This is a genomic window from Burkholderia savannae (genome assembly GCF_001524445.2).
Lineage (GTDB): Bacteria > Pseudomonadota > Gammaproteobacteria > Burkholderiales > Burkholderiaceae > Burkholderia > Burkholderia savannae.
On the sequence record NZ_CP013417.1, the window covers coordinates 4178520 to 4198992 of the forward strand.

Genomic DNA, 20473 nt, shown 5'->3' on the forward strand with positions numbered 1-20473 from the left:
TGGCCGGATCGCCGGGCGATCCGGCCGGCGCTCGGCCGCCCGCGACAAAACAGAAACCCCCGCGATGCTTGCGCAGCGCGGGGGTTTTTCGTTGCATCGGCGACCGTTACTTGGCGGCGTTGACCATGTAGTCGACGGCCGCTTTCACGTCGGCGTCCGACGCGTTCGCGCCGCCCTTCGGCGGCATCGCGCCCTTGCCGTGCAGCGCGTAGTTGTAGACCGTATCCATCGAATCCTTCAGGCGCGGCGCCCAGTCGGCCTTGTTGCCGAACTTCGGCGCGTTCAGCACGCCCGTTGCGTGGCACGCTTGGCATGTCGATTCGTACAGCGCCTTGCCTGCCGACGCCGAGCTTTCAGCGTTCGCGCCTGCGGCGGGCGCCTCGCCCGGTTTCGGCAGCGCGGCGATCGCAGCCATTGCCGCGGCGGCTTGCGCGTTGGCGGCCGTCGCGTCCGACGCGCCCGCGGCCGCGCCTGAAGCGGGGGCCGCATTCGCGGCGGGTTGCGCGGGCTCGGCGAACTTCGCACCGCCCTGATTGGCCATGTAGACGACTGCGCGCGCGATTTCATAGTCGCTATAGTCGTCGGGGTTCGTGCCGCCGCGCGGCGGCATGGCGCCTTTGCCGGTCAGCGCGATGTGCAGGACTTCGTCGTAGCCGGCCGCGATGCGCGGCGCCCAGGCGGCGGCGTCGCCGAACTTCGGCGCGCCGGCCGCGCCGGTGCTGTGGCAGGTCACGCAGACGGCCTTGTAGACTTCCTCGCCCGTCTTGTAGACGCGCGGCGCGTTGGCGTCCTTGATTTCGACTTGCGCGAGGGGGGCGATGCGCTTTGCGACGGCTTCGTCGGAGAGGCCGTCGGTGCCGGCGCCCGTGCGGAACGCGTGATTGGCGTAGGTGGCGAACAGCACGATGATCGCGATCGGGATCACGAATGAGGCGATGACAACTGCGATGAGTTGCCCGGGGGTTTTGATGGGGGCTCCGTGGGGTGCTTCGCTCATGCTTGCCTCGTCTCCGTGAATAGGAATTGTGAGCGGTACGGCAATGAATGGCTGTGGGGTGAAGCTCGGACGATTATAGACGGAACGTTTACATGGCGGCGAGCGATCGCCCGGCGCGTGTTTACCCGCACATCGGAGGGGGCGGCGTGCGTGATGAGGCGATGCAGGAGGAGGGGCGGACGGATGCGGAGCGGCGGTGGACGGTCCGGCGGAAACAAGGTATTCTTGCCGTCTTGCTACGCGCTGCGACTATCTAGGGTCGCATCGCATCCGTAAGCGCCCGTAGCTCAATGGATAGAGTACTGCCCTCCGAAGGCAGGGGTTGCTGGTTCGATCCCAGCCGGGCGCGCCAAGCCAGATAAGGCTCTCAGCGATTTTCCCCCACCGTCGTTTTTACCGAGTGTAGCTAAAGTACACCTGTTATCCGGCCCTTCGCATGTTTTCCTGCACCGCCGGCGGCAACTGGATCACTTCCGCGACCGAGGTATGCGGTGCCACCCAACGCGCGAGACGATCGGCCGACAGGTGCGCGTAGCGCTGCACCATCTCCGACGTTCCCCAGCCGCCGAGTTCCCTGAGCACCTGCAACGGCGTGCCGCGCTGCACGTGCTAGCTCGCCCAGGTGTGCCGCAGGTCGTGCCAGTGGAAATCGCCAACCCCCGCCCGCTTCAGTGCCTTCCGCGATGACGTTGTACCCGGCTAACCGATCACTGAACCGCGGTAAACGAACGCGAGTTCGATGTGCACGGGGCTCCGCCGCTTCGACGAGTCAGCCAGTCTGACCGACGAGGAGCGCGCTGATGCTAGTGCCCGTGAGCCGATCGTAGAGCGTCTACGTGACCCGGCCCTGATCGACGGCCGGCGCGTGGGGCCGTTCCGCGAACGGCCCGTCGTTGTCCATGCAGACAATGACCCATTCTCACGACCCCTTTCCCCGGTTCGCGACAATCCTCGCGCGGCCGCGGAGCGCGGAACCCAGCGGAACATTTCTGATTTCTCAATTTCCATGAAATTCATGTAATCACCATGTCTCTCCATCCGCCCGATCAACAATCGAAAAATCAATTATCGATCAAATAAAAAACCGATCGTCGTTTAATCGATTTAATGAAAAATACAAATCGAATCGCTTTAAGGAAAATATATTGGCGTTCGCCGAATTAAGGTCCTAGCATAAATTCCATTGGCATCGCGAATAGCTTCCAACGTTGGTCTTGCCGATGTCCGGCATGTTTGCAGCAAAGGAGGCGAAATGAGCACTATCGGTTCGAGAAGCGCAACGAAGTCTTCGTCAATTGCACCGAGGCACGGTCGCGTCATCACGCCCGAATCGCGCGCCGTGTTTCTTTACGAAGCAGGAAAACTCGATTTCGGGCAAGTCAACGAACTGGAAGGCGGCAAGTTCTTTCCTGCGACCCAGGGCGGTCTGAGAGATCCGGACGCGCCGGACGACGTCGCCAACGGCGTGCCGCCGCGCGACGGCGAAATCGCAAGCGGCGGGCGCACGGTGGATGCCCGCGCGCAACTCGACGAGCCCGATTCCGTCGCGCACTGGCGCAAGCACGCAGTGCGGTCGGGCCAGTCGTTGCAAATCACGTGGTCGTATTCGATGCCGCACAAGACGCGGCGCTGGACGTACTGGATCACCAAGCCGGGATGGGATGCCAGTGCGCGGCTCACGCGCGCGCAATTCGAGTCCGAGCCGCTCAAGATCTATCTGAACACGTATCAGCCGTACTGGGGGCCGGACGCGGACCGGGAACTGATTCCCAGCGGCGACACGGTTCACGAACTCAATCTGCCGACTCGCACGGGCTATCACGTGCTGCTCGCGGCCTGGGACGTTGCCGATACCGCGAACGCTTTCTATCAGGTGATCGACCTGAATTTCGCGTGAATCCGCTCGCCCGTCCGAACTGATGCGCAGCTGCGATCGACGGCTCGCATCAAGCATCGCGGCCATCGGATTCGAGACCATCCGATGGCCATCTTGCACGCGCTTGCATCGGCGATCGCGCGTGGATCGCTCGATGGCCGTCCATTCGGTTTCGAAGCATCCGACACGCTCGCCGGAGGTTCAGATGTCCTATGTGCTCGTCGACGGCGCAGATCCTCGTCATGCGACTCTCCAAAAGGGATTCAACCTGCGCTGGCCGCCGACGGCGGAAGCCGGCGCGGCGGCGATCTACGTCTGTCGCACGCCGGATGACGTGATCGCGGCGTCGCGCGACGCGCTCGCGAGAGGTTGCCGGATCACGGTGCGCAGCGGCGGGCACTGTTACGAAGGCTTCGTCGCGAACCGGCTGCCGAGCGACAACGGTCGGCAGCTCGCCATCGTCGATATCGGCTTGATGTCGGGCTTCGATTTCGATCCGCAGGGGCAGATTGCGTCGCCGTTCGATGTCGCCGGCTCGGCGCGCTACTCGGTTCGTGTGGCCGCGGGCAGTCAGAATTGGAACGGCTATGTCGGCCTGTACAAGTCCGCCGGCAAGACGCTGCCCGGCGGCTCGTGCTATTCGGTGGGCGCGGGCGGTCACATCGTCGGCGGCGGATACGGCCTGCTTTCGCGGATGCACGGGCTGACAGTCGACTGGCTGGCGGGCGTCGACATCCTGACGCCCGCATCCGGCGGCGGCGCGCTCGACGCGAAGCACGTGCATCTCGGCAGCGCCGATCCGGCGGACCGTGCGCTGTTCATCGCGTGCCGCGGCGGCGGCGGCGGCAATTTCGGCATCATCCTGAATTACTACTTCCGGGCGCTGCCCGACGCGCCGCGCACCGCCTATTGGCTGTCGCTCGCGTATGACTGGTCGCATTTCACGCAAGCGAGCTTCGGCCGTTTCATTCAGACCTACTGGGACTGGTTCAGCCGCAACGACGCCAACTGGAACGCCGGCGATCCGGCGCTCGCGAACGGCGGGCTGTTCACGCTCCTGAAGCTGCAGCATCGCTCGACCGGGCCGATCGTGCTCGCGATCCAGTACACGGGAAAGAACGGAACGGTCGGCGGCCCGGCCGATGCGCCCTTCGTCGATTTCGTCGACACGATGAATGCGGCCGCCGGCCGGATGCCGGTCATCTGGGATCGGTTCGTCGCGCCGAATCTGCCGTCGCTCGGGCATCCGCTCGCCGGGCTGCGTCTGACGCACGCGGTTCAAAACGCGTTGAAGATGGATTGGCTGTACCTGACGCAGACGATCAACGGATCGGGGGCGAACCGGCGCGGGAAGTACAAGTCGGCGTATCAGATCGGCAATTTCGGCGACACCGAGATCGATGCGTTTTGGCGATATCTGAATACCGCGGACGAGCCGCGCCTGAACCAGACGCTCGTGCAGATCGATTCGTACGGCGGCTGCGTCAACGTGAACGACGAAAGCGCGAATCCGACGTCGGTGTGCCAGCGGCGATCGCTGTTGAAGTCGCAGTACCAAACTTACTGGACGAATCCCGCCGACGACGCGTTCCACGTCGAATGGCTGCACGATCTGTTCGCCGCGGTGCATGCGGATCAGGGCGGCAAGCCGTACCGCGACGCGAGCGGGCGCTACGAAGGCTGCTACATCAATTATCCGGACATCGACATGAAATATCTCGACAGCGATCCGGCGCAGATCGATCCGAGGTGGCTCGAGCTGTACTACGGCGACAAGGCCGCATCGCTGATCGCGACGAAGCGCGCGGTCGATCCGTCGAATATGTTCAGGCATGAGATGTCGATTCCGCTGGCGCCGCCGCCGGGCTGAGCGCGCGATGGCCGAGGCAGGCGGATTGCGATCGTGTCCGGCAGCGCGCTGCCGACCGATCGCGAGATGTGCAGTCGAATGAGATTCTCGAACACGAAAGCATAGGGGACGAATTCGCCCGGGGCCGCCTTCGCGTTTCGCGTGCGAATTCGTTTGTCACTGTAAAGCCGGCGCATCGACGCCGCATCGGGAGATCAAGATGCCGACAAAAATCGTGGATTTATCCGCACGCTCCGAAATCATTCGCGACGAACCGTTCCATGTTCATTTTTGGGAATGCACGCCTGACGAATATCTCGAATATCTGTCCCATCCGCGCGACTTTTTGTCGAAGATCGGAATAAACATTCCGGACGACTGCCGAATCGAAACGACCATCGAGAATCACGATTGGATCGGTCAACATGCGCCGGGGTTGAAGAGCGCAAACGGAACGATCATCTGCAACGTGGGCGGCGGCAACGTCGCGCGCGCCGTCTATCGCGTCGTGAGCTACGGCCACGATCATGCGACGGTCGGCAAATTCAAGAAACAGCTCTTGCACGCGGAAGACGAACAGCAAAAACGCTGACATTCGCGGGAGGGCGGCCGCGGCATGAATGGTCGGGCAATGGTGCGGGCGGCGCGCGTGCGCTGCGATCGTGCGCGGCCGCGCGAGTACGCGCGGCCGCGATTCAGCGTTTCCTTCGCTTCGAAAGCGATCGAACCGGAACGGCGCGTCGCGCGGACGAAGATCCATTTCCCGCAGGTCGTCGATTCGCGCGGCATCGCCATGTTCGTCGGCTGATTCGATCACTTTTTTGTTGATCGAAACATGGCGTTGACGCAGATAAAAAATGCCCGCGCATTCCGTATAAACCCTAGGGAGAAAACCCTGACTCTTCACACCATTCGGGTTAAGTCGAGCGTTTTCTTGGCCGTTAACCCATGAGTTCGCACATCCCACGTCGCTCCTCATGCTCTCCTCGATCCGGTCCCGCATTCTCGTCGCGTGCCTTGCCATCGTCATCGGCGCGCTCGTCATCAATACGGCGCTCAATTATTTCGTCGCCAATCGCTACAACCGCGAGTCCATCAGCCAGAACCTCAGCGCGGTGCTGACCGGCCACGAGGCCGGCATCGCCGATTGGGTCGCGTCGAAGACGCAGATGATCGTATCGGTCGAAGACGCCGCGCTCGCGCCCGATCCGATCCCGGCGCTCAAGCAGATCGCCGCGGCGGGCGGATTCACCAACGTCTACGTCGGCTACGCGGACAAAACCGCGAAATTCTCGGACGCATCCGGCATTCCGGCCGACTACGATCCCACCGGCCGCCCGTGGTACAAGCAGGCCGTGCAGGCGGGCAAGCCTGTCGTCACGCCGCCTTATGTCGACGTCGGGACGGGCAAGCTCGTCGTTGCGTTCGCCGCGCCGATCGTGCGCGACGGCGCGCTGAAGGGCGTCGTGTCCGGCGACGTCGCGATGGACAGCGTGATCGCGAACGTCAAGGCGATCCATCCGACGCCCGAGAGCTTCGGCATGCTCGTGGACCGCGGCGGCCACATCGTCGCGCATTCCGATCCGAAGCTCACGCTCAAGCCCGTCACCGATCTGACGGACGACTTGAGCGTCGACGCGCTCGCCGCGTCGTCGGCCGACGACAACGCCGCGCCGATCGAGGCGCACGTCGCCGGCGCCGCGAAGCTGATGCGCGCGCGCGCCGTGCCGGGCACCGACTGGCTGACCGTCGTCGCGCTCGACAAGTCCGATGCGATGGCCGGCATGCATTCGCTGCTGCTCGTGTCGATCGGCACGCTCGTCGCGCTCGTCGTCGTCGCGGCGCTGATCGTGGGCGCCATCACGGGCGTCGCGTTCAAGGGGCTCGCGCGCATTCGCGACGCGATGGAGTCGATCGGCTCCGGCACGGGCGACCTGACGCAGCGCCTGCCCGACGCCGGGCGTGACGAAGTCGCGCAGATCGCCCGCTCGTTCAACGCGTTCGTCGGCAAGCTGCAGGACGTGATACGCGTGATCCGCGACGCGAGCGAATCGGTGCGGCACGCGGCGGGCGAAATCGCATCGGGCAACCATGATCTGTCGCGCCGCACGGAATCGGCCGCGGCGAGCCTCGAACAGACGGCCGCGTCGATCGAGGAGATCACGTCGACGGTCACGCAATCGGCGGGCGCCGCGCGCCAGGCCAACGACATCGCGACGAACGCGGCGAGCGTCGCGTCGCGCGGCGGCTCGGTCGTGTCCGACGTCGTGTCGACGATGCAGGAGATCGAGGGCGCGTCCGGCAAGATCAGCGACATCATCGGCGTGATCGACGGCATCGCGTTCCAGACCAACATCCTTGCGCTGAACGCGGCCGTCGAGGCGGCGCGTGCGGGCGAGGAAGGGCGCGGCTTCGCGGTGGTCGCGGGCGAGGTGCGTTCGCTCGCGCAGCGTAGCGCGCAGGCGGCGAAGGAGATCAAGGCGCTGATCGATTCGAGCGTGTCGAGCGTGTCGACGGGCGCGACGCTCGTTCAGCAGGCGGGGCAGACGATGAACGACATCGTCGGCACGGTCTCGAACGTGACGACGATCATGCGCGAGATTTCGAACGCCGCCGACGAGCAGACGCGCGGCATCCAGGAGGTGAACCGCGCGGTCGCGCAGCTCGACGAGATGGTTCAGCAGAACGCGGCGCTCGTCGAGCAGTCGGCCGCGGCGGCGTCGGCGCTGCAGACGCAGGCGGTCGAGCTCGCCGAGGCGGTCGGGCGGTTCAAGGTCGCATGATCGTCGTTGCGCGGGACGCGTTGCCGCCTCCTTTGCGCACGGGCGCGCGCGGCCGTCGGAGAATGCCGCCCGTCACGTTCGGCCGCCGTCGCGGCCGAGCCAGTCGAGCAGCGTTCGCGTCACGAATGCCGGATTCTCGAGATTCGAGATGTGCCCGGCATTCGGCACGAACACTTTTTCGCAGCCGATGAGCGTCGCGATTTCGTCGGCTTCCTCGGGCGGCCGCGCGACGTCGTTCGCGCCGCACATCACGAGCGTGCGGTCCGCCGGCAGCGCGGCGAGCTTCTCGCGCGCGTCCTCGCGGCCGAACGTGATCTTGCCGAGCGGAATCACCGAGTCGCGCAGCCGCTCCGTCGTGAACGCCTGAAGCGCGCGCCGGAAGCCCGCGGGCAGTTCGCTCGCGAGATCGATGCCGGGACGGAAGAAGATCGGCACGATCGCGTCGAGCAGCGGCTCGGGAATCGTGCCTTGCGCGTCGATGGCCGCGAGCATCTGGAAATACTTGTTGCGCGTCGCGTCCGGCTCCACGCCGACGTAGGTGTCCATCAGCACGAGCCGATCGACGCGCTGCGGCGCGCGATGCGCGAGCGGCACCGCCCACATGCCGCCCACCGACAGCCCCACGATCGAGCAGGTCTCGATGCCGAGGTGATCGAGGAGCGCGCACATGTGCGTTGCAAGATCGCCGAGGTCGTTCGTGCCGGCGGGCAGCGGGCCGGACCGGCCGTGCCCCCACAGGTCCGGCGCGATGACCTGGTGGGACTTCGAGAGCGCTTCGAGCTGCGGCTCCCACATCGACGAATCCCACAGGTAGCTGTGTCCGAACAGGACGGGCGCGCCGGAACCCCTGATCTGATAGTGCAGAGGCTGGCCATCGATGGTGACGAAAGGCATGTCGATAGGTTCGGTTGTCAGTGAATCGGTTGAAGGAAGTCGAGCGAAAGCGCGGGGGCGTGGCATGTGTCGAAGCGACGGTGGCGACGATCTCCGTCCGCCGTTTTCGAATGCGGGGCGCTTGAATTGCCGCGTCACCTTATCTCGGCTGCGTGGCGAACGCAATCTGACCAAACGCTTTCGGGCTGAATGAAGCGCTCGATTTCGAATGGGCGCGTCCGGCACGCGTTTCGAATCCGGCGCTGCGTCGAAATCGACGCCGACTGACGAATTTCCGCGAATGCTCGAGCAAGGGCAGCCGAATACGCGGGATGCGGCGCGCGTTGCGGCATGGGCGTCGTTGGCGAAAGCGTCGGTGCGTCGCGCGTCATGCGTGGCCGGCGGCATCGCGCGGATGGGCTGCGTGTGCGTGTCGCGGCGTTGCGCCCTCGGCTTCCTCGCCGGCTGCGGGCGCGCCGTCTCTCGGCGGCGGGCGCCGCGCTGCGGCGTTCGCGTGTTACGGCGGCGGCATGCATCGTGGCAAGGCCGCCGCCGCTCGCTAGTCAGCGGCTCCGCATGGCGGCCTTGCGTGCGAATGTTTCATGTTTCGTCTCGTACATGCATCGATCAAGCAGGGTTCGGCGAGGTCGTCGCGCTATAGTCGCGATCGTGACGTTTTCGTGACAGTGCGCGCGACGGGGCGTTTCGCCCTGATTGCACGTGCTTTGCCGGCCTGAATGCAGGTTGCCGGCCGTGCCGGCGGCCGCGTGTCGCTCAGGCCGCGGCGGCGCGCAGCCGCGCACGCGCGAAACGCGTCCAGCCGCGGCAGCGGCAATTCGACGCTGCCCGCCCGACGTGCCGACGCGCGCGACGGACCGTACGACCAACCAGAAGACCGAGGAGCAGAAGTGACTGACAAGCATTCCCCGTCGACCGACCTTCCCGAGGACCCCGATCGCCGCCGCGTGCTCGGCGGCATCGCCGCGCTCGGCGCGAGCGTCGCGCTTGGCGGCTGCGAATCGACCGTGTCGAGCGCGCCGCGCTCGGCCGCCGATTTGCGGCTCGACGCCGCGTTGCGCAACGAGGTGCGCAACGTCGTCGTGATCTACGCCGAGAATCGCAGCTTCGCGAACCTGTTCGGCGATTTTCCCGGCGTTCGGCAGCCGCTCGGCGCGGTGTCGCCCGAACGCTACGCGCAGCTCGATCGCGACGGCAAGACGCCGCTGCCGGCGCTGCCCAAGATCTGGGGCGGCCTCGTGCCGCAGGCGCAGGTCGTCGACGGCAAGCGCTACATGATCGGCGAGCGAGACATCACGGGCCTGCCGAACGCGCCGTTCGTGATTCCCGACGCGCAGGGCAAGCCGCTGCCGAACGGCGTCATCACGCGCGACTTGTGGCATCGCTTCTATCAGAACCAGATGCAGATCAACGGCGGCCGCAACGATCAGTTCGCTGCATGGGCCGATTCGGGCGGCCTCGTGATGGGGCATTACCGCAATTCGGCCGAAACGCTGCGGCTTTGGAATCTCGCGCGCCAATACACGCTCTGCGACAACTTCTTCATGGCCGCGTTCGGCGGCTCGTGGCTCAATCACGTTTTCCTGATCTCAGCGCAAGCGCCGCTCTATCCGGACGTGAACAAGAGCCCGGCGAAGCACCTCGTGTCCGTCGTCGAAGGCGACGATCCGACGGGCGCGCGCCTGAAGCTCGCGGCGGATTCGCCCGCGTCGGCGCTCGACGGCCCGCCGAAATTCGAGAACGACGGCCTCTTCACGCCCGACGGCTACGCGGTCAACACGATGGCGCCGCCGTATCAACCGAGCAGCGTGCGGCCGCCCGTCGACGGCAACCAGGCGTATGCGGACCCGTCGAACCCGCGCGTGCTGCCGCCGCAGCATTACGCGACGATCGGCGATCGCCTGTCGGAGAAGGGCATCGACTGGGCATGGTACGGCGGCGCGTGGCAATTCGCGCTCGAGCATCGCGACACGGGCTCGGTGCCGGACTTCCAGTACCACCACCAACCGTTCAACTACTTCGCGAACTACGCGCCGGGTACCGACGCGCGGCGCCGCCATCTGCGCGACGCGGGCCTCGGCGACGATCCGTCGACGAACCATCTGATCGCCGACATCGACGCCGGCCGCTTGCCGTCCGTCACGTTCTACAAGCCGCAAGGCAACCTGAACATGCACGCGGGCTATGCGGACGTCGAATCGGGCGATCGGCACATCGCGGCGGTGATCGAGCGCATCATGCGCGGCCCGCAATGGGCGCACACGGTCGTGATCCTGACGGTCGACGAGAACGGCGGATGGTGGGACCCGGTGTCGCCGCCGAAGGGCGACCGCTGGGGGCCGGGCTCGCGGATTCCGGCGATGGTGATCTCGCCGTTCGCGAAGAAGGGCTACGTCGATCACACGCTGTACGACACGAACTCGATCCTGCGCTTCATCTCGCGCGTGCACGGGCTTGCGCCGCTCGACGGCGTGCTCGCGCGCGAGCGCGCGTTCGCGGCGCGCGGCGCGCAGCCGCCGGGCGACCTCACCGCGACGCTCGATCTCGGCTGACGATCGGCCGCCATGCCGTCGCGAGCGGCAGGCTCGGCGATCGGGCGCGCCCTTGAGCCGGGATCGGGCGAGCCCTTGGGCCGGCATTGAACGTGTGGCCGGCGGCGCGGGCGAGCGAGACCGTCGCGGCGTTCGCGCGGCAGGCTTCGGCGGCGCGCGTGCCTTCGAGGCAAGGCTGCCTGCTCGCTTCGAATGCGCGGCGCACGCCCTTCCTGGGCGAGGCGCGGGCGCACACGCGCGGTTAGCTCTGCGACATCCCGAGCGTCAGCGCGCCCGCACCGATCAGCGCGGCGCCGCCGCCGTAGCCGAAGCGCCGCTGCGCGGCGGCCTCCGTCAGCCGCGCAGCGGCGAAGCGCGCGATGCGCGCATAGCAGGCGGCATTAAGCGTAGCGAGACAGACGAAGGTCGGCAGCAGGATCGCGCACTGCCGAGCGAACGTTTCGTGCGGCGAAATGAACTGCGGAACGAACGCGACGAAGAACACGATGCTCTTCGGATTCAGCGCGGTGACGGCCCACGCGGACAGGAAGCGCCGCTTCGCCGAGCGTCGCTCGACGCTCACTTCCATCGCGCCGACGCGGCGTGCATGCAGGATCGAGCGAATGCCGAGATAGATCAGATAGCCGCCGCCGACGAGCTTGAGCGCGGTGAACGCGGCCGCCGACATCGCGAGCAGCGCGCCCGCGCCCGCGAGGGAGATCGTCATCGCGGTGGTGTCGCCGGCCGCGACGCCTGCGACGGTGCTCCACGACGAACGATTGCGATTCGCGAGCGAATCGCCGATCACGAGCAGGATCGTGGGGCCGGGGATCATCAGAAGCACGATGCTGGCGCCGGCGAATGCGAGCCAGGTTTCGAAGGACATGGTGATCTCCGTTCGCGATTGCGCGATTGCGCGATTCGAGTCGAAAGGCCTCAGTGATCCATGGAGGCGGGCGGATTGTCAAGGTGCGCGCCGGCGAAGTGTGTCCGGCGCGACTCGGCTCGCAAGTGTCGGGCATGAGACGGCGCACGCCGAGCGAACCGCGCCGACGCGTGCAATTCATGGGCGTGCGCGCAAGCCCGCTTGGGGCCGGAGCTTCGCACCCGCGGGATGGGCGCTGGCGCTGCTGAGCGGCTCGCCGCGCCCGGCTCGTGCCCCCGTGTGATCCGGTGGTCGATGCCGACACCGCCCGCCACCAAGCGGTTCATTGCGGTCCCGATCGCTGCGTCGTTGAAGCCAAAGGCGTGTCGTTACCGTGGGAGCGCGCGTCAGCGGCTGCGCAGCACATACACGCCGAGCCACGATGCAATCACGCCGACACGGCCTCCGGATGCGCGCCACGCGATGTCGAGCAGCCGGTTGTATCCCCGCGTCAGGGCCCGCTTGAGCGGGGGCCCGGTATAAAACGACCGCCACAGGCGCGTCCGATACGGATCTTTGAAAAAATAGACGTCGACCATCTCGAGCAGCCCCGCTTCGCCGAACGATATCGGCATGCCGGTCGTGCCGAACGCGTGCCGGATGCTCTGCGGCAGATAGGGGCGAACGTGCGAGAAGTCGTGATAGAAGCGCTCGCCGGGCGTCGGGCTGACGAGGATCATGCGGCTCGCGTCGTGCATGAATGCGCAGAGCCGCGGCACAAGCGTGACGAGGCCGTCCGGCGACACGTGCTCGATCACATGGCTCAGGAAAATGACGTCGAACGGTTGTTGCTGCGAGGCAAGGAAAGCATCGGGTTCGTATGCGGCGTAGCCCTTCGCGCGCGCTCGCGCGACGTAATCGGGATTCGTGTCGACACCCGTCACGTCGAGCCCCAGCGCCGCGAAGCCGTCGAGAAATTTACCGAGTCCGCAACCATAGTCGAGCACGCGCAGCGGCCGGCTGCTTGCATGTTGGAAAGCGCGCATCAACACCATGATGCGCTCGTACTCGAGCGTTTGATAATGCGCAGGTTTTTTCATGTCGACCTTTCCCAATCCTCTTGTCTCGCAGCGATGCACGGCACGGTGTCCGGCAGTGAGCGTCCAACGAGTTGCCATGAGCGCACGGCGAGCCGCCGCATCGTGCGAATCGCGGCAATCTCGTCGTCACCGTTCGACATTCCGATGTCGCGTCGCGTCCAGGCGGCGCATCAACTTACGGCTGCTTGATGAACAATGCGTGTCCGTTCAGGTTGTGGACGAAAAGCCCGTCTCGATGACTTGCGACGATCTCGTTGACGGCGAGCGTGGCGCCTTCGCAACCGAACGTACCGTAGTCGTCGAACACGACGATGCCGCGTGATTCGACGCGAGGCCAGAGTGCATTGAACGAGTCGAGAACCGACCGGTATGAATCGACATCGATGTGCGCGAAACACACGCGATCCGGCATTGCGGCAAGCGTGTCGTCGGGAAAGATTCCACGATGAATGCGGCAGTTGGCGCCGATCGTCTCGAGCAGGCGAACTACCGAATGCTCGTCGGCGTCCGAATGCTCGCCTCCGGAATAAAGCGTGTCGTATTCGGCGTCGCATTTCGCGACGCCACTGAACGTGTCGAAAAGATGCAGCGTCTTTTCGGGTAGCGCACGCGCAATCACGGCCGCCGTTCCACCTCGCCATACGCCGATTTCGATCGCCTCGCCTGCGAGCCGCGCGCACTGCTGCGCGAGCCGATACAGCTCGTAGCAGCGGTATACGTCGACGAGAGTCGATGATTTCGCGAGTGCGTAAACGTCGGCGAAACCGGCGTCGTCGAGCCACGGCGCATATGTCGCGAACGGGATGATCTGTGCGTGACTGTAGCCGTCTTTCAACGTTTCGAAGCGCGTCTGACGCATTCGCTCGAGCAGATCTCTTCGCTCCGCGCGAAGTACGTTCAGGAAGTTCGGCGAGGTCTTGTTGATCATGGCAATGGCAGCGCCTTAGCGCAGAAAGAATTCGACCGTATCGACATCGAGCACCGGCACGTTGCACTTGCGCGCAACGTCGAGACGCTCGGGGAAATGGTTGTCGATGAAGATGGAGCGCGGCGGCACGTGGTCGGCTTTCGACTCGTGCGCGCCGAGCACGACAATGTCGTCGAACAGGCGTGCATCGATCCGCGCGGCCTCGAGCGTCTTCGCGACGTCGAACCGGTGTCGCGTGAGGAGCACGATTCGTTTGCCGGCCGCGATCGACTGATACAGGAACGCGATCGTCTGCGGCACCGCGTAACCGTCGATGATCAGCGTGTCGTCTAGATCGATGCAGACCGCGTCGTATTCGCAAGCGAACGAAGCGCGCGTTGCGATGTTTCGATCAATCAGGCGGATCTGGGCATTCGGCAACGTGACGAGATCGCGGCCGAGGAAATCCTGCACCGCCATCAACGGCAGATTCACGCCGCGCGCGCGCTGCGCGACCATGGTGCCGCCGACACGGCACGCGACCTCGAGCAGTTTCCAGCGGCCGTCGCGATCGGCCTTCAGTTGGAAGAACCACGGGCCGCGAAGCCGCATCCGATTATTGATCGAATGCGCTATCGCATCGATTTCCGGTGTCGAGTCAATGAGGTGCGAACGCATGGCGATGCCCGCCTTCACACGTTCGCGGCTTCGGGGCTGCGCATGCAGCAGGCGCCGCTTGCGATCGGTAAAGCAATCGATCGTCAGCTCTTCGCCGGGGAGATATTCGACGATGAGCGGCGCTTCGACGGCAGCAAGCGCATGGTTCAACTGAAGCATGTCGTGCGCGAGCGTCACGCCTTGGCCGCCTTGTCCGAGGTCCGGCTTCACGATGACGGGCCACGCGTGTACGTCGCCTGCCGATGCGTACGTGCGCGGCACCCACGGTTCGTTGGCGAACAAATAGTAGGTCGAGCTCTTGCGGCGTGCAATTGCCGCGCTTTCGGGGTCGCCGTTGACGAGCGTCATACCCATCTGCGCCGCGCGCGCGGACAGGTATTCGTGCACGGTGTCGTGCGTTGCAAACACGAGATCGATGCGTCGTTCGGCGAGCAAGCGGGCGAACGCCTCGTCGAAGCAAGGATCGCTGATCTTCGGCAAGTCACCGGCGTATCTGGCAAAGCGAAAACGGCCATGGTCATCGACGCTCGACGCACCATGCAATTCGACGTGCACCGAGTAGCGCAGCGCCTGATGGATCTCGGCGGCGTTTTCCGACCCGCACGGAAAGACCAGCACTCGGATCTTGTCGCTCATTTCGGCAAACTCCTTCGCGATGTATCGACCGGAGAAGCTCGCTCGCGCCCGCACACCGCTGCGACGAGGTCGGCGACGCGCGCGACATCGCCTTCCGACATCCGCTGATCGCAAGGCAGGAAAAGCGCTTCGCGCGCGAGCCCGGCTTCCCACGCCGGGACGATTTTGCGTGCGGCGACTTCGGGCCAATAGCCGGGTGTGTAGACGCGCTCGGCCGCGAGCCGCGCACGCGCGCCGTCCGGCGCACCGAGGAACGGATAGCAGAGCGGCACGCCGATGCCTTCCTGCGCGAATGGAAAGTGATTGAGCGCGCCGATCCGCTCGTGCAGGCGCGCGAAATTTTCAAGCCGCCTTACGCGGATCTGCGCATAGTCGACGCTCGCCAACAGGCGCTGCGTTAGTGTCGACATGCGGCGCGGCGGTTGCCGCGATAGACTCGCCTCCGCACGCGCATAATCCGAATAACCGGACTCCGCGCCCGTATCGGTTCGCTTGAGTAAATGCATGAAGCGCCGCGGGGAGTCACGGTCGATTTCGGCGGGCGCGGGGATCGCATGTCGCGACACGAGATAGCCGCCGTCCGGCACGCCGACGAACTTGCGCGGAGAATACAGCGTGGCGGCGCAGTCCGACGGCGGCTCGAAGAACGCTTGCGCGTTGTCGATGACGACGCGCTCACGCGGAAAGCGTCGCAATACGTCGTCGACCTGATGCTGGCAGACGCCGAAATAATTGACGTACACGAGCCACTCGCGTGGCCCGAGCGCGGTATCGGCGGCGCGCAGGCGTTCGTCCAGTGCGTAGCGCTTCACGGGAATGCCTGCTGTCTCCAGCGGCTCGAGCATGCCGTCGCAGATGTAGTGCGGCAGCCATACGGCGTCGGGGCGGCACGCGGAAATGAGGGCGAGGAATGCGGCGCGCGCGGACTGAAACCGCAGCGCGTCACCATGATGCTCACCCGGTGCGCGCGGCAACTCGAGTTGCAGATAGCCGCCGATCGCATCCGTCGTCATGAGCGCGCCTTTTGCATGAGCATCGCGCGCGCTTCGGTGGCGTCATTGAACATGAGGACGTCGATGATCGACAGGCCAGGCACGAACTCGGCGCCGAACTGCCGGTACGGTTCGAGGTTCGGTTCGATGAATTCGAGCGCGATCCCGCGTGCGGCGAATGCCGCGTCGTCGTATAGCGTGCGGCCGCCCGGCAGATTGACGTAGCGCGCCGCGCGTTCGCGCACGCAGATGTCGAGCACGCGCTGCGCGCCTTTCAGCGCATCGTTGCCGTAGCCGGCCGACGACATGACGAAGCGTGTGTCGATTCCCAGGTAATTGCAGACCTCGATCACGCTTCGCGTGGCGAGTGTCGACATGTGTGCCGCTGCGCAACAGAGCACGTCCCCGACGAGCTCGCTCACGCGCGCGTAGTGAGGCGCCTTCCCGTAACCGTGCCGCAGCGCCTCGAGCACTTTCCGCCGCCACCGTTCGGGCGGCTGGATTCGGACGTCGGCGATCTTTTGCGATGGGCTCGCACCCGCGAGCGGCACGGTGAAGTAGTGCGGCCTGCCGTCGAGCAGCATCCGGTTTCGATTGATCCAGCCGTTCTTGATGTAATTGACGTCGTCGTAGAACACGAACGCATCGACCGACGCGGCTAGCTGAAAGTAACCGACGTACGGAAACAGATACGGCTGCATGATCGCAAGCTTCATGGCTGCGGGTGCGCGACGAGATTCACGATGCGGGCAAGATTGCCGTCGGACAGCGCCGGAAAGATGGGCAGGCACAGCACACGCGCCGCGGCGTCTGCGGCGACGGGCAGATTGGGGCGTTGTGCGGACGGCAGCCCTCGGTACATCGGGAAGTCGGAGATCAGCGGATAGAAGTAGCGGCGTGCGTAGATCTCGTGATCGCGCAGTCGCTGATACAGCGCGTCGCGGCTGATCGGATAATCGTCGTCGACGAGGATCGGGAAGTACGAGTGGTTCGCCACCGGCGCGTCGACGGGCGGCAGGCAGCGGATTCCACGTACGTCGGCGAGCGCTTCGCGATACGCGGCCTCGATGTGCGCACGGCGCGCAAGCGCGTCGTCGATGTACTTGAGCTGCAGGAGACCGAATGCCGCGTTGATCTCGCTCATCTTGCCGTTGATGCCCGCCGCGACGACCGTCACTTCGTCGACGAAGCCGAAGTTCTTCAGATGATCGATGTGCTGCTTCGTCTTCGCGTCCGGGCAGACGATCGCACCGCCTTCGAACGTGTTGAACACCTTCGTCGCGTGAAAGCTCAGGATCGACATGTCGCCGTGTTCGAGCACGCTGCCGCCGGGCGTCTTCACGCCGAACGCATGCGCCGCGTCGTAGATCACCTTCAGGTTGTAGTTGTCGGCGATCTTTTGAATCGCGGCGACATCGCACGGCCGGCCGTAGCAGTGCACCGGCATGATCGCTGTCGTCTGCGGCGTGATCGCCGCCTCGATCTTCGCGGGATCGAGGTTCAGCGTGTGAGGATCGATGTCGACGAATACCGGCTTGATCCCGTTCCACAGCAGCGAGTGCGCGGTCGCGACGAACGAATACGGCGTCGTGATCACTTCGCCCGTGATCCGCAGCGCTTGCAGCGCGGTGACGAGCGCGAGCGTGCCGTTCGTGAAGAGCGCGAGATGGTGCACGCCGAGGTAATCGCACAGCGCCTTCTCGAGCTGCTGATGGAACGGCCCGCCGTTCGTCAGCACCTTGCTTTCCCAGATCGCCTCGAGATAAGGCAGAAACTCGGCGAGTGGCGCGAGATGCGGTTGGGTGACGTAAATGCGCTCGTCGGTCCACGGCTCGACGGCGCGCAGCGGCAGTGCGCTCATGGGCGGTCTCCTGCGACGGTTGTCGTTGCGTCGCGCGGCGGTACCGCGAACGGGGCGGGCGGCTGGCCGTCGCACCAGCGGCGCCACATGATGCGCAATGCGTCGGACACGTCCTGCGCGACGCGCTGCGGCTGGAATGCGGCCGAGCGCGCGCAGCGCTCGCGCAGCTCGCCGCGGATGCGTGCGAGCGTCGGGACATCCGATGCGAGCGCGATGCCTTTCGCGACGAAGTCGTCGACATCGTCGGCGACGAATGATTCGAGCCCGACATGCGACATCCACGTGAGGCCGGCGCGGCTCGACGGCGTCTTGCCGCGCATCGTCAGCGTCGGCACGCCCATCCACAGCGCGTTGAGCACGGTCGTCGAGCCGGTGTACGGGAACGTGTCGAGGCAGAAGTCGACGTGATGATGTTGCTGCAGATAGACGGTCGTCGTCGTGCGCGGTTGAAACACCAGCCGGTCGCGTGCGATACCTTCGCGCGCGAACCAACTGGTCAGCGTCTTGCCGATCTCGAGCCGATCTTCGTCGCCCGGCATCGAGCCGACGACGATGCGCGAATCCGGCACCGCGCGCATGACGCGGGCCCACACGGCGATCACGTCGGCGCGCAGCTTGTTCAGGCGGTTGAAGCTGCCGAACGTCACGCGGCCGTTGTGCAGCGCGGGCAGCATGTTGACGGGCGGCGCGTTCGTCGCGGGCGAGAACGTGGCGCCCGACGACAGATGGACGATCTTCTCCGTGTACTGCGCCTCCATCGGGCCGAACGGCACTGCGTACGAGTCGGTGAAGTAGTAGTCGATCGCGTCGAGACCCGTCGTCGCGGGGTAGCCGATCCAGCTGACCTGCACGGGTGCCGGTTTGCGCGCGAACACGGACAGGCGGTTGCGTCCGGAATGGCCCGACAGGTCGACGAGGATATCGATGCCGTCGGCGCGAATGCGGTTGACGAATTGCGCGTCGGTGAGGCCCGCGACCGTATGCCACGCGTGCGAGCATGCGCGCAGGCGCGCGGTGACGCGATCGTCGCGGACGTAGTTGTGATAGAACGTCAGCGACAGCGCCGGGTCCTTCACCAGATGCTCGACGAGCGGCAACAGATACGACGCGACCGCGTGATCGAACAGGTCGCCCGACACGAAGCCGATTCGCAGCCGTCGCTGCGGATCGCGACGGTTGGCATGGCGCGGCCACGCAGCCTTCAGCGGGGCTTCGTGGTGCGCCGCGTAGTCGCGGTGCGCGGCGATGTGCGCATCGATGTCGATGTCGATGCGGTGCGTAAGGTTGAAGAGCAGATTGCTGTGCGCAAGCGTATCCCTTGGATCGAGCTCGAACGCGCGCCGGAAGTATTGCTCCGCTTCGTTGAGCAGCCCGCCTTCGAACAACGTGACCGCGAGCGAGCCGTATGCCGTCGCGGAATCAGGCGCGATCTCGATGGCGCGCTTGCCCGCCTCGATCGCTTCGTTCTGACGGCCGATCGCGGCGAGCACGACGCCGAGCACCCGATGCGCCTCCGCGTAACCGGCGTTGCGCGCGATCGCCTCGCGGCATTGGGACTCCGCTTCCGGCAGACGGTTCGCAAGACGCAACGTGTCGGCGTACAGCACTCGGCAGTTCGAATCGTCGGGCAGGAGCTCGGTGGTGCGGAAAAGGGGTTCCAACGCCTCCACGTATCGGCCGCTGCGATGCAGCGCGAGGCCCAGCACGCGCCAGGCGGGGCCGTGCGACGGATAGCGCCGCGTAAGCGTGCGTGCGGCCTTTGCCGCTTCGGCGTCGCGGCCGTGGTCATAGAGCGTTTCGGCGCGGCTCATCTCCTGGCGGCCGGGGCGGCGCGCGGAGCCGGCGTGCGGCTCGGGCGTTTCCGACGTTTCCGCGGCGACGGGCACGGCCTGTGCCGCGGTCGCGGCAGGCACGATCCCGACGGCGGCAGGCCGACCTTCCTCCGAATGCGCGAGCCGCAACACGATCGTGTCGACGGCTGGCCCCTTGACGCCGAGTTGCTGCGCGAGGTTGAGCGCCGTCCACGCGGCCGCGATCTGACCGGCCTCGATCAGCGCGTTCACATAGCCGACCCAATAATTGCCGTGACGCGGATGCGTGCCGAGCACCATCTCGAAATGCTGCAGCGCGTCGACGGGCGAGCCCGTCTGCACGAGCAGCACCGCGAGGTTGTAGCGGGTGTCCGCGTGCTCGGGCTGCGCGCCGAGGATCGCCTCGTAGAGCGCCCGCGCGTCTTCGAGCTCGCCCTTGTGATGGTGCTCGAGCGCGCTTTGCAGCACGAGCGCGATGTCGGCATTCATTTGCTGCTCGGGGGGGAGCGGGGCGGACGATTCGAAAATGGCGGACATGATCTCGACGAAGTGAGCGAGTTGAACGGATTATCCGATCGCTCCCTGCCGGCCGAAGCGCCGAGCTAAACCCCAAATCCCCGCCAATTTGACGAATCGGGTCGGCGACCTGCGCCCGAGGCGGGCAAAAAAAGGCCCGCACGAAGCGGGCGTCGAGGT

Annotated in this window: 15 protein-coding genes, 1 tRNA gene and 1 pseudogene; 5 read left to right on the plus strand and 12 right to left on the minus strand. The window is 65.4% G+C overall.

Going from position 1 to position 20473, the window contains the following annotated elements; all coding sequences use genetic code 11:
* Window positions 1–106 precede the first annotated feature (106 nt).
* On the minus strand, window positions 107–997 hold the full coding sequence (locus WS78_RS20455; protein WP_038754061.1) for a c-type cytochrome: 891 nt from the start codon (window positions 995–997) through the stop codon (window positions 107–109).
* A gap of 276 nt (window positions 998–1273) precedes the next feature.
* Here WS78_RS20455 and WS78_RS20460 point away from each other — a divergent pair.
* Window positions 1274–1349, plus strand: a tRNA-Arg gene (locus WS78_RS20460).
* Between the two features lie 68 nt (window positions 1350–1417).
* On the opposite strand, the pseudogene WS78_RS20465 reads toward WS78_RS20460, so the two are convergent.
* Window positions 1418–1762 (minus strand): annotated as a pseudogene (locus WS78_RS20465) (tyrosine-type recombinase/integrase); the annotation flags it as partial.
* Between the two features lie 487 nt (window positions 1763–2249).
* Between WS78_RS20465 and WS78_RS20470 the strand changes: the two are divergent.
* Entirely contained in the window at window positions 2250–2894 is a 645-nt protein-coding gene (locus WS78_RS20470; RefSeq protein ID WP_059578021.1) for a lytic polysaccharide monooxygenase auxiliary activity family 9 protein, read from the plus strand.
* A gap of 184 nt (window positions 2895–3078) precedes the next feature.
* Window positions 3079–4743, plus strand: coding sequence for a BBE domain-containing protein (locus tag WS78_RS20475; protein WP_059578149.1), 1665 nt, complete (start codon window positions 3079–3081; stop codon window positions 4741–4743).
* Window positions 4744–4963: 220 nt separating this feature from the next.
* Here WS78_RS20475 and WS78_RS36085 read toward each other — a convergent pair whose 3' ends face one another.
* The gene (locus WS78_RS36085) at window positions 4964–5701 is read right to left on the minus strand and encodes a hypothetical protein (protein ID WP_156437528.1); all 738 of its coding nucleotides are present in this window, start codon (window positions 5699–5701) and stop codon (window positions 4964–4966) included.
* Between WS78_RS36085 and WS78_RS20485 the strand changes: the two genes are divergently transcribed.
* Complete coding sequence (locus tag WS78_RS20485) at window positions 5700–7505, plus strand: methyl-accepting chemotaxis protein (protein ID WP_059578025.1); 1806 nt, start codon at window positions 5700–5702, stop codon at window positions 7503–7505. The genes WS78_RS36085 and WS78_RS20485 overlap by 2 nt on opposite strands.
* 72 nt (window positions 7506–7577) lie before the next feature.
* On the opposite strand, the gene WS78_RS20490 is transcribed toward WS78_RS20485, so the two are convergent.
* Entirely contained in the window at window positions 7578–8399 is an 822-nt protein-coding gene (locus WS78_RS20490; protein ID WP_059578028.1) for an alpha/beta fold hydrolase, read from the minus strand.
* Window positions 8400–9286: 887 nt separating this feature from the next.
* Here WS78_RS20490 and WS78_RS20500 point away from each other — a divergent pair.
* On the plus strand, window positions 9287–10948 hold the full coding sequence (locus WS78_RS20500; RefSeq protein WP_038752259.1) for an acid phosphatase: 1662 nt from the start codon (window positions 9287–9289) through the stop codon (window positions 10946–10948).
* A 241-nt stretch (window positions 10949–11189) separates the two neighbouring features.
* Here the strand turns inward: WS78_RS20500 and WS78_RS20505 are convergent, their stop codons facing one another.
* From WS78_RS20505 to WS78_RS20540, 8 genes are all read right to left on the minus strand, one after another.
* Window positions 11190–11813, minus strand: a complete 624-nt coding sequence (locus WS78_RS20505) for a LysE family translocator (RefSeq protein WP_059578034.1) — start codon at window positions 11811–11813, stop codon at window positions 11190–11192.
* Window positions 11814–12199: 386 nt separating this feature from the next.
* A complete protein-coding gene (locus WS78_RS20510) occupies window positions 12200–12892 on the minus strand; it encodes a class I SAM-dependent methyltransferase (RefSeq protein WP_059578154.1) in 693 nt (230 codons plus the stop codon).
* 175 nt (window positions 12893–13067) lie between these two features.
* A complete protein-coding gene (locus WS78_RS20515) occupies window positions 13068–13820 on the minus strand; it encodes a TylF/MycF/NovP-related O-methyltransferase (RefSeq protein WP_226377178.1) in 753 nt (250 codons plus the stop codon).
* 15 nt (window positions 13821–13835) lie between these two features.
* On the minus strand, window positions 13836–15113 hold the full coding sequence (locus WS78_RS20520; protein WP_059578037.1) for an ATP-grasp domain-containing protein: 1278 nt from the start codon (window positions 15111–15113) through the stop codon (window positions 13836–13838).
* Window positions 15110–16126, minus strand: a complete 1017-nt coding sequence (locus WS78_RS20525) for an aspartate aminotransferase family protein (protein WP_063889447.1) — start codon at window positions 16124–16126, stop codon at window positions 15110–15112. The genes WS78_RS20520 and WS78_RS20525 overlap by 4 nt, the downstream gene beginning before the upstream one ends.
* A complete protein-coding gene (locus WS78_RS20530; protein ID WP_059578042.1) occupies window positions 16123–16821 on the minus strand; it encodes a WbqC family protein in 699 nt (232 codons plus the stop codon). Before WS78_RS20530 ends, WS78_RS20525 begins: the two co-directional genes overlap by 4 nt.
* Complete coding sequence (gene vioA / locus WS78_RS20535) at window positions 16818–17966, minus strand: dTDP-4-amino-4,6-dideoxy-D-glucose aminotransferase VioA (RefSeq protein WP_059578045.1); 1149 nt, start codon at window positions 17964–17966, stop codon at window positions 16818–16820. Before vioA ends, WS78_RS20530 begins: the two co-directional genes overlap by 4 nt.
* A complete protein-coding gene (locus WS78_RS20540; protein WP_038752274.1) occupies window positions 17963–20314 on the minus strand; it encodes a tetratricopeptide repeat protein in 2352 nt (783 codons plus the stop codon). The genes vioA and WS78_RS20540 overlap by 4 nt, the downstream gene beginning before the upstream one ends.
* Window positions 20315–20473: the final 159 nt, after the last annotated feature.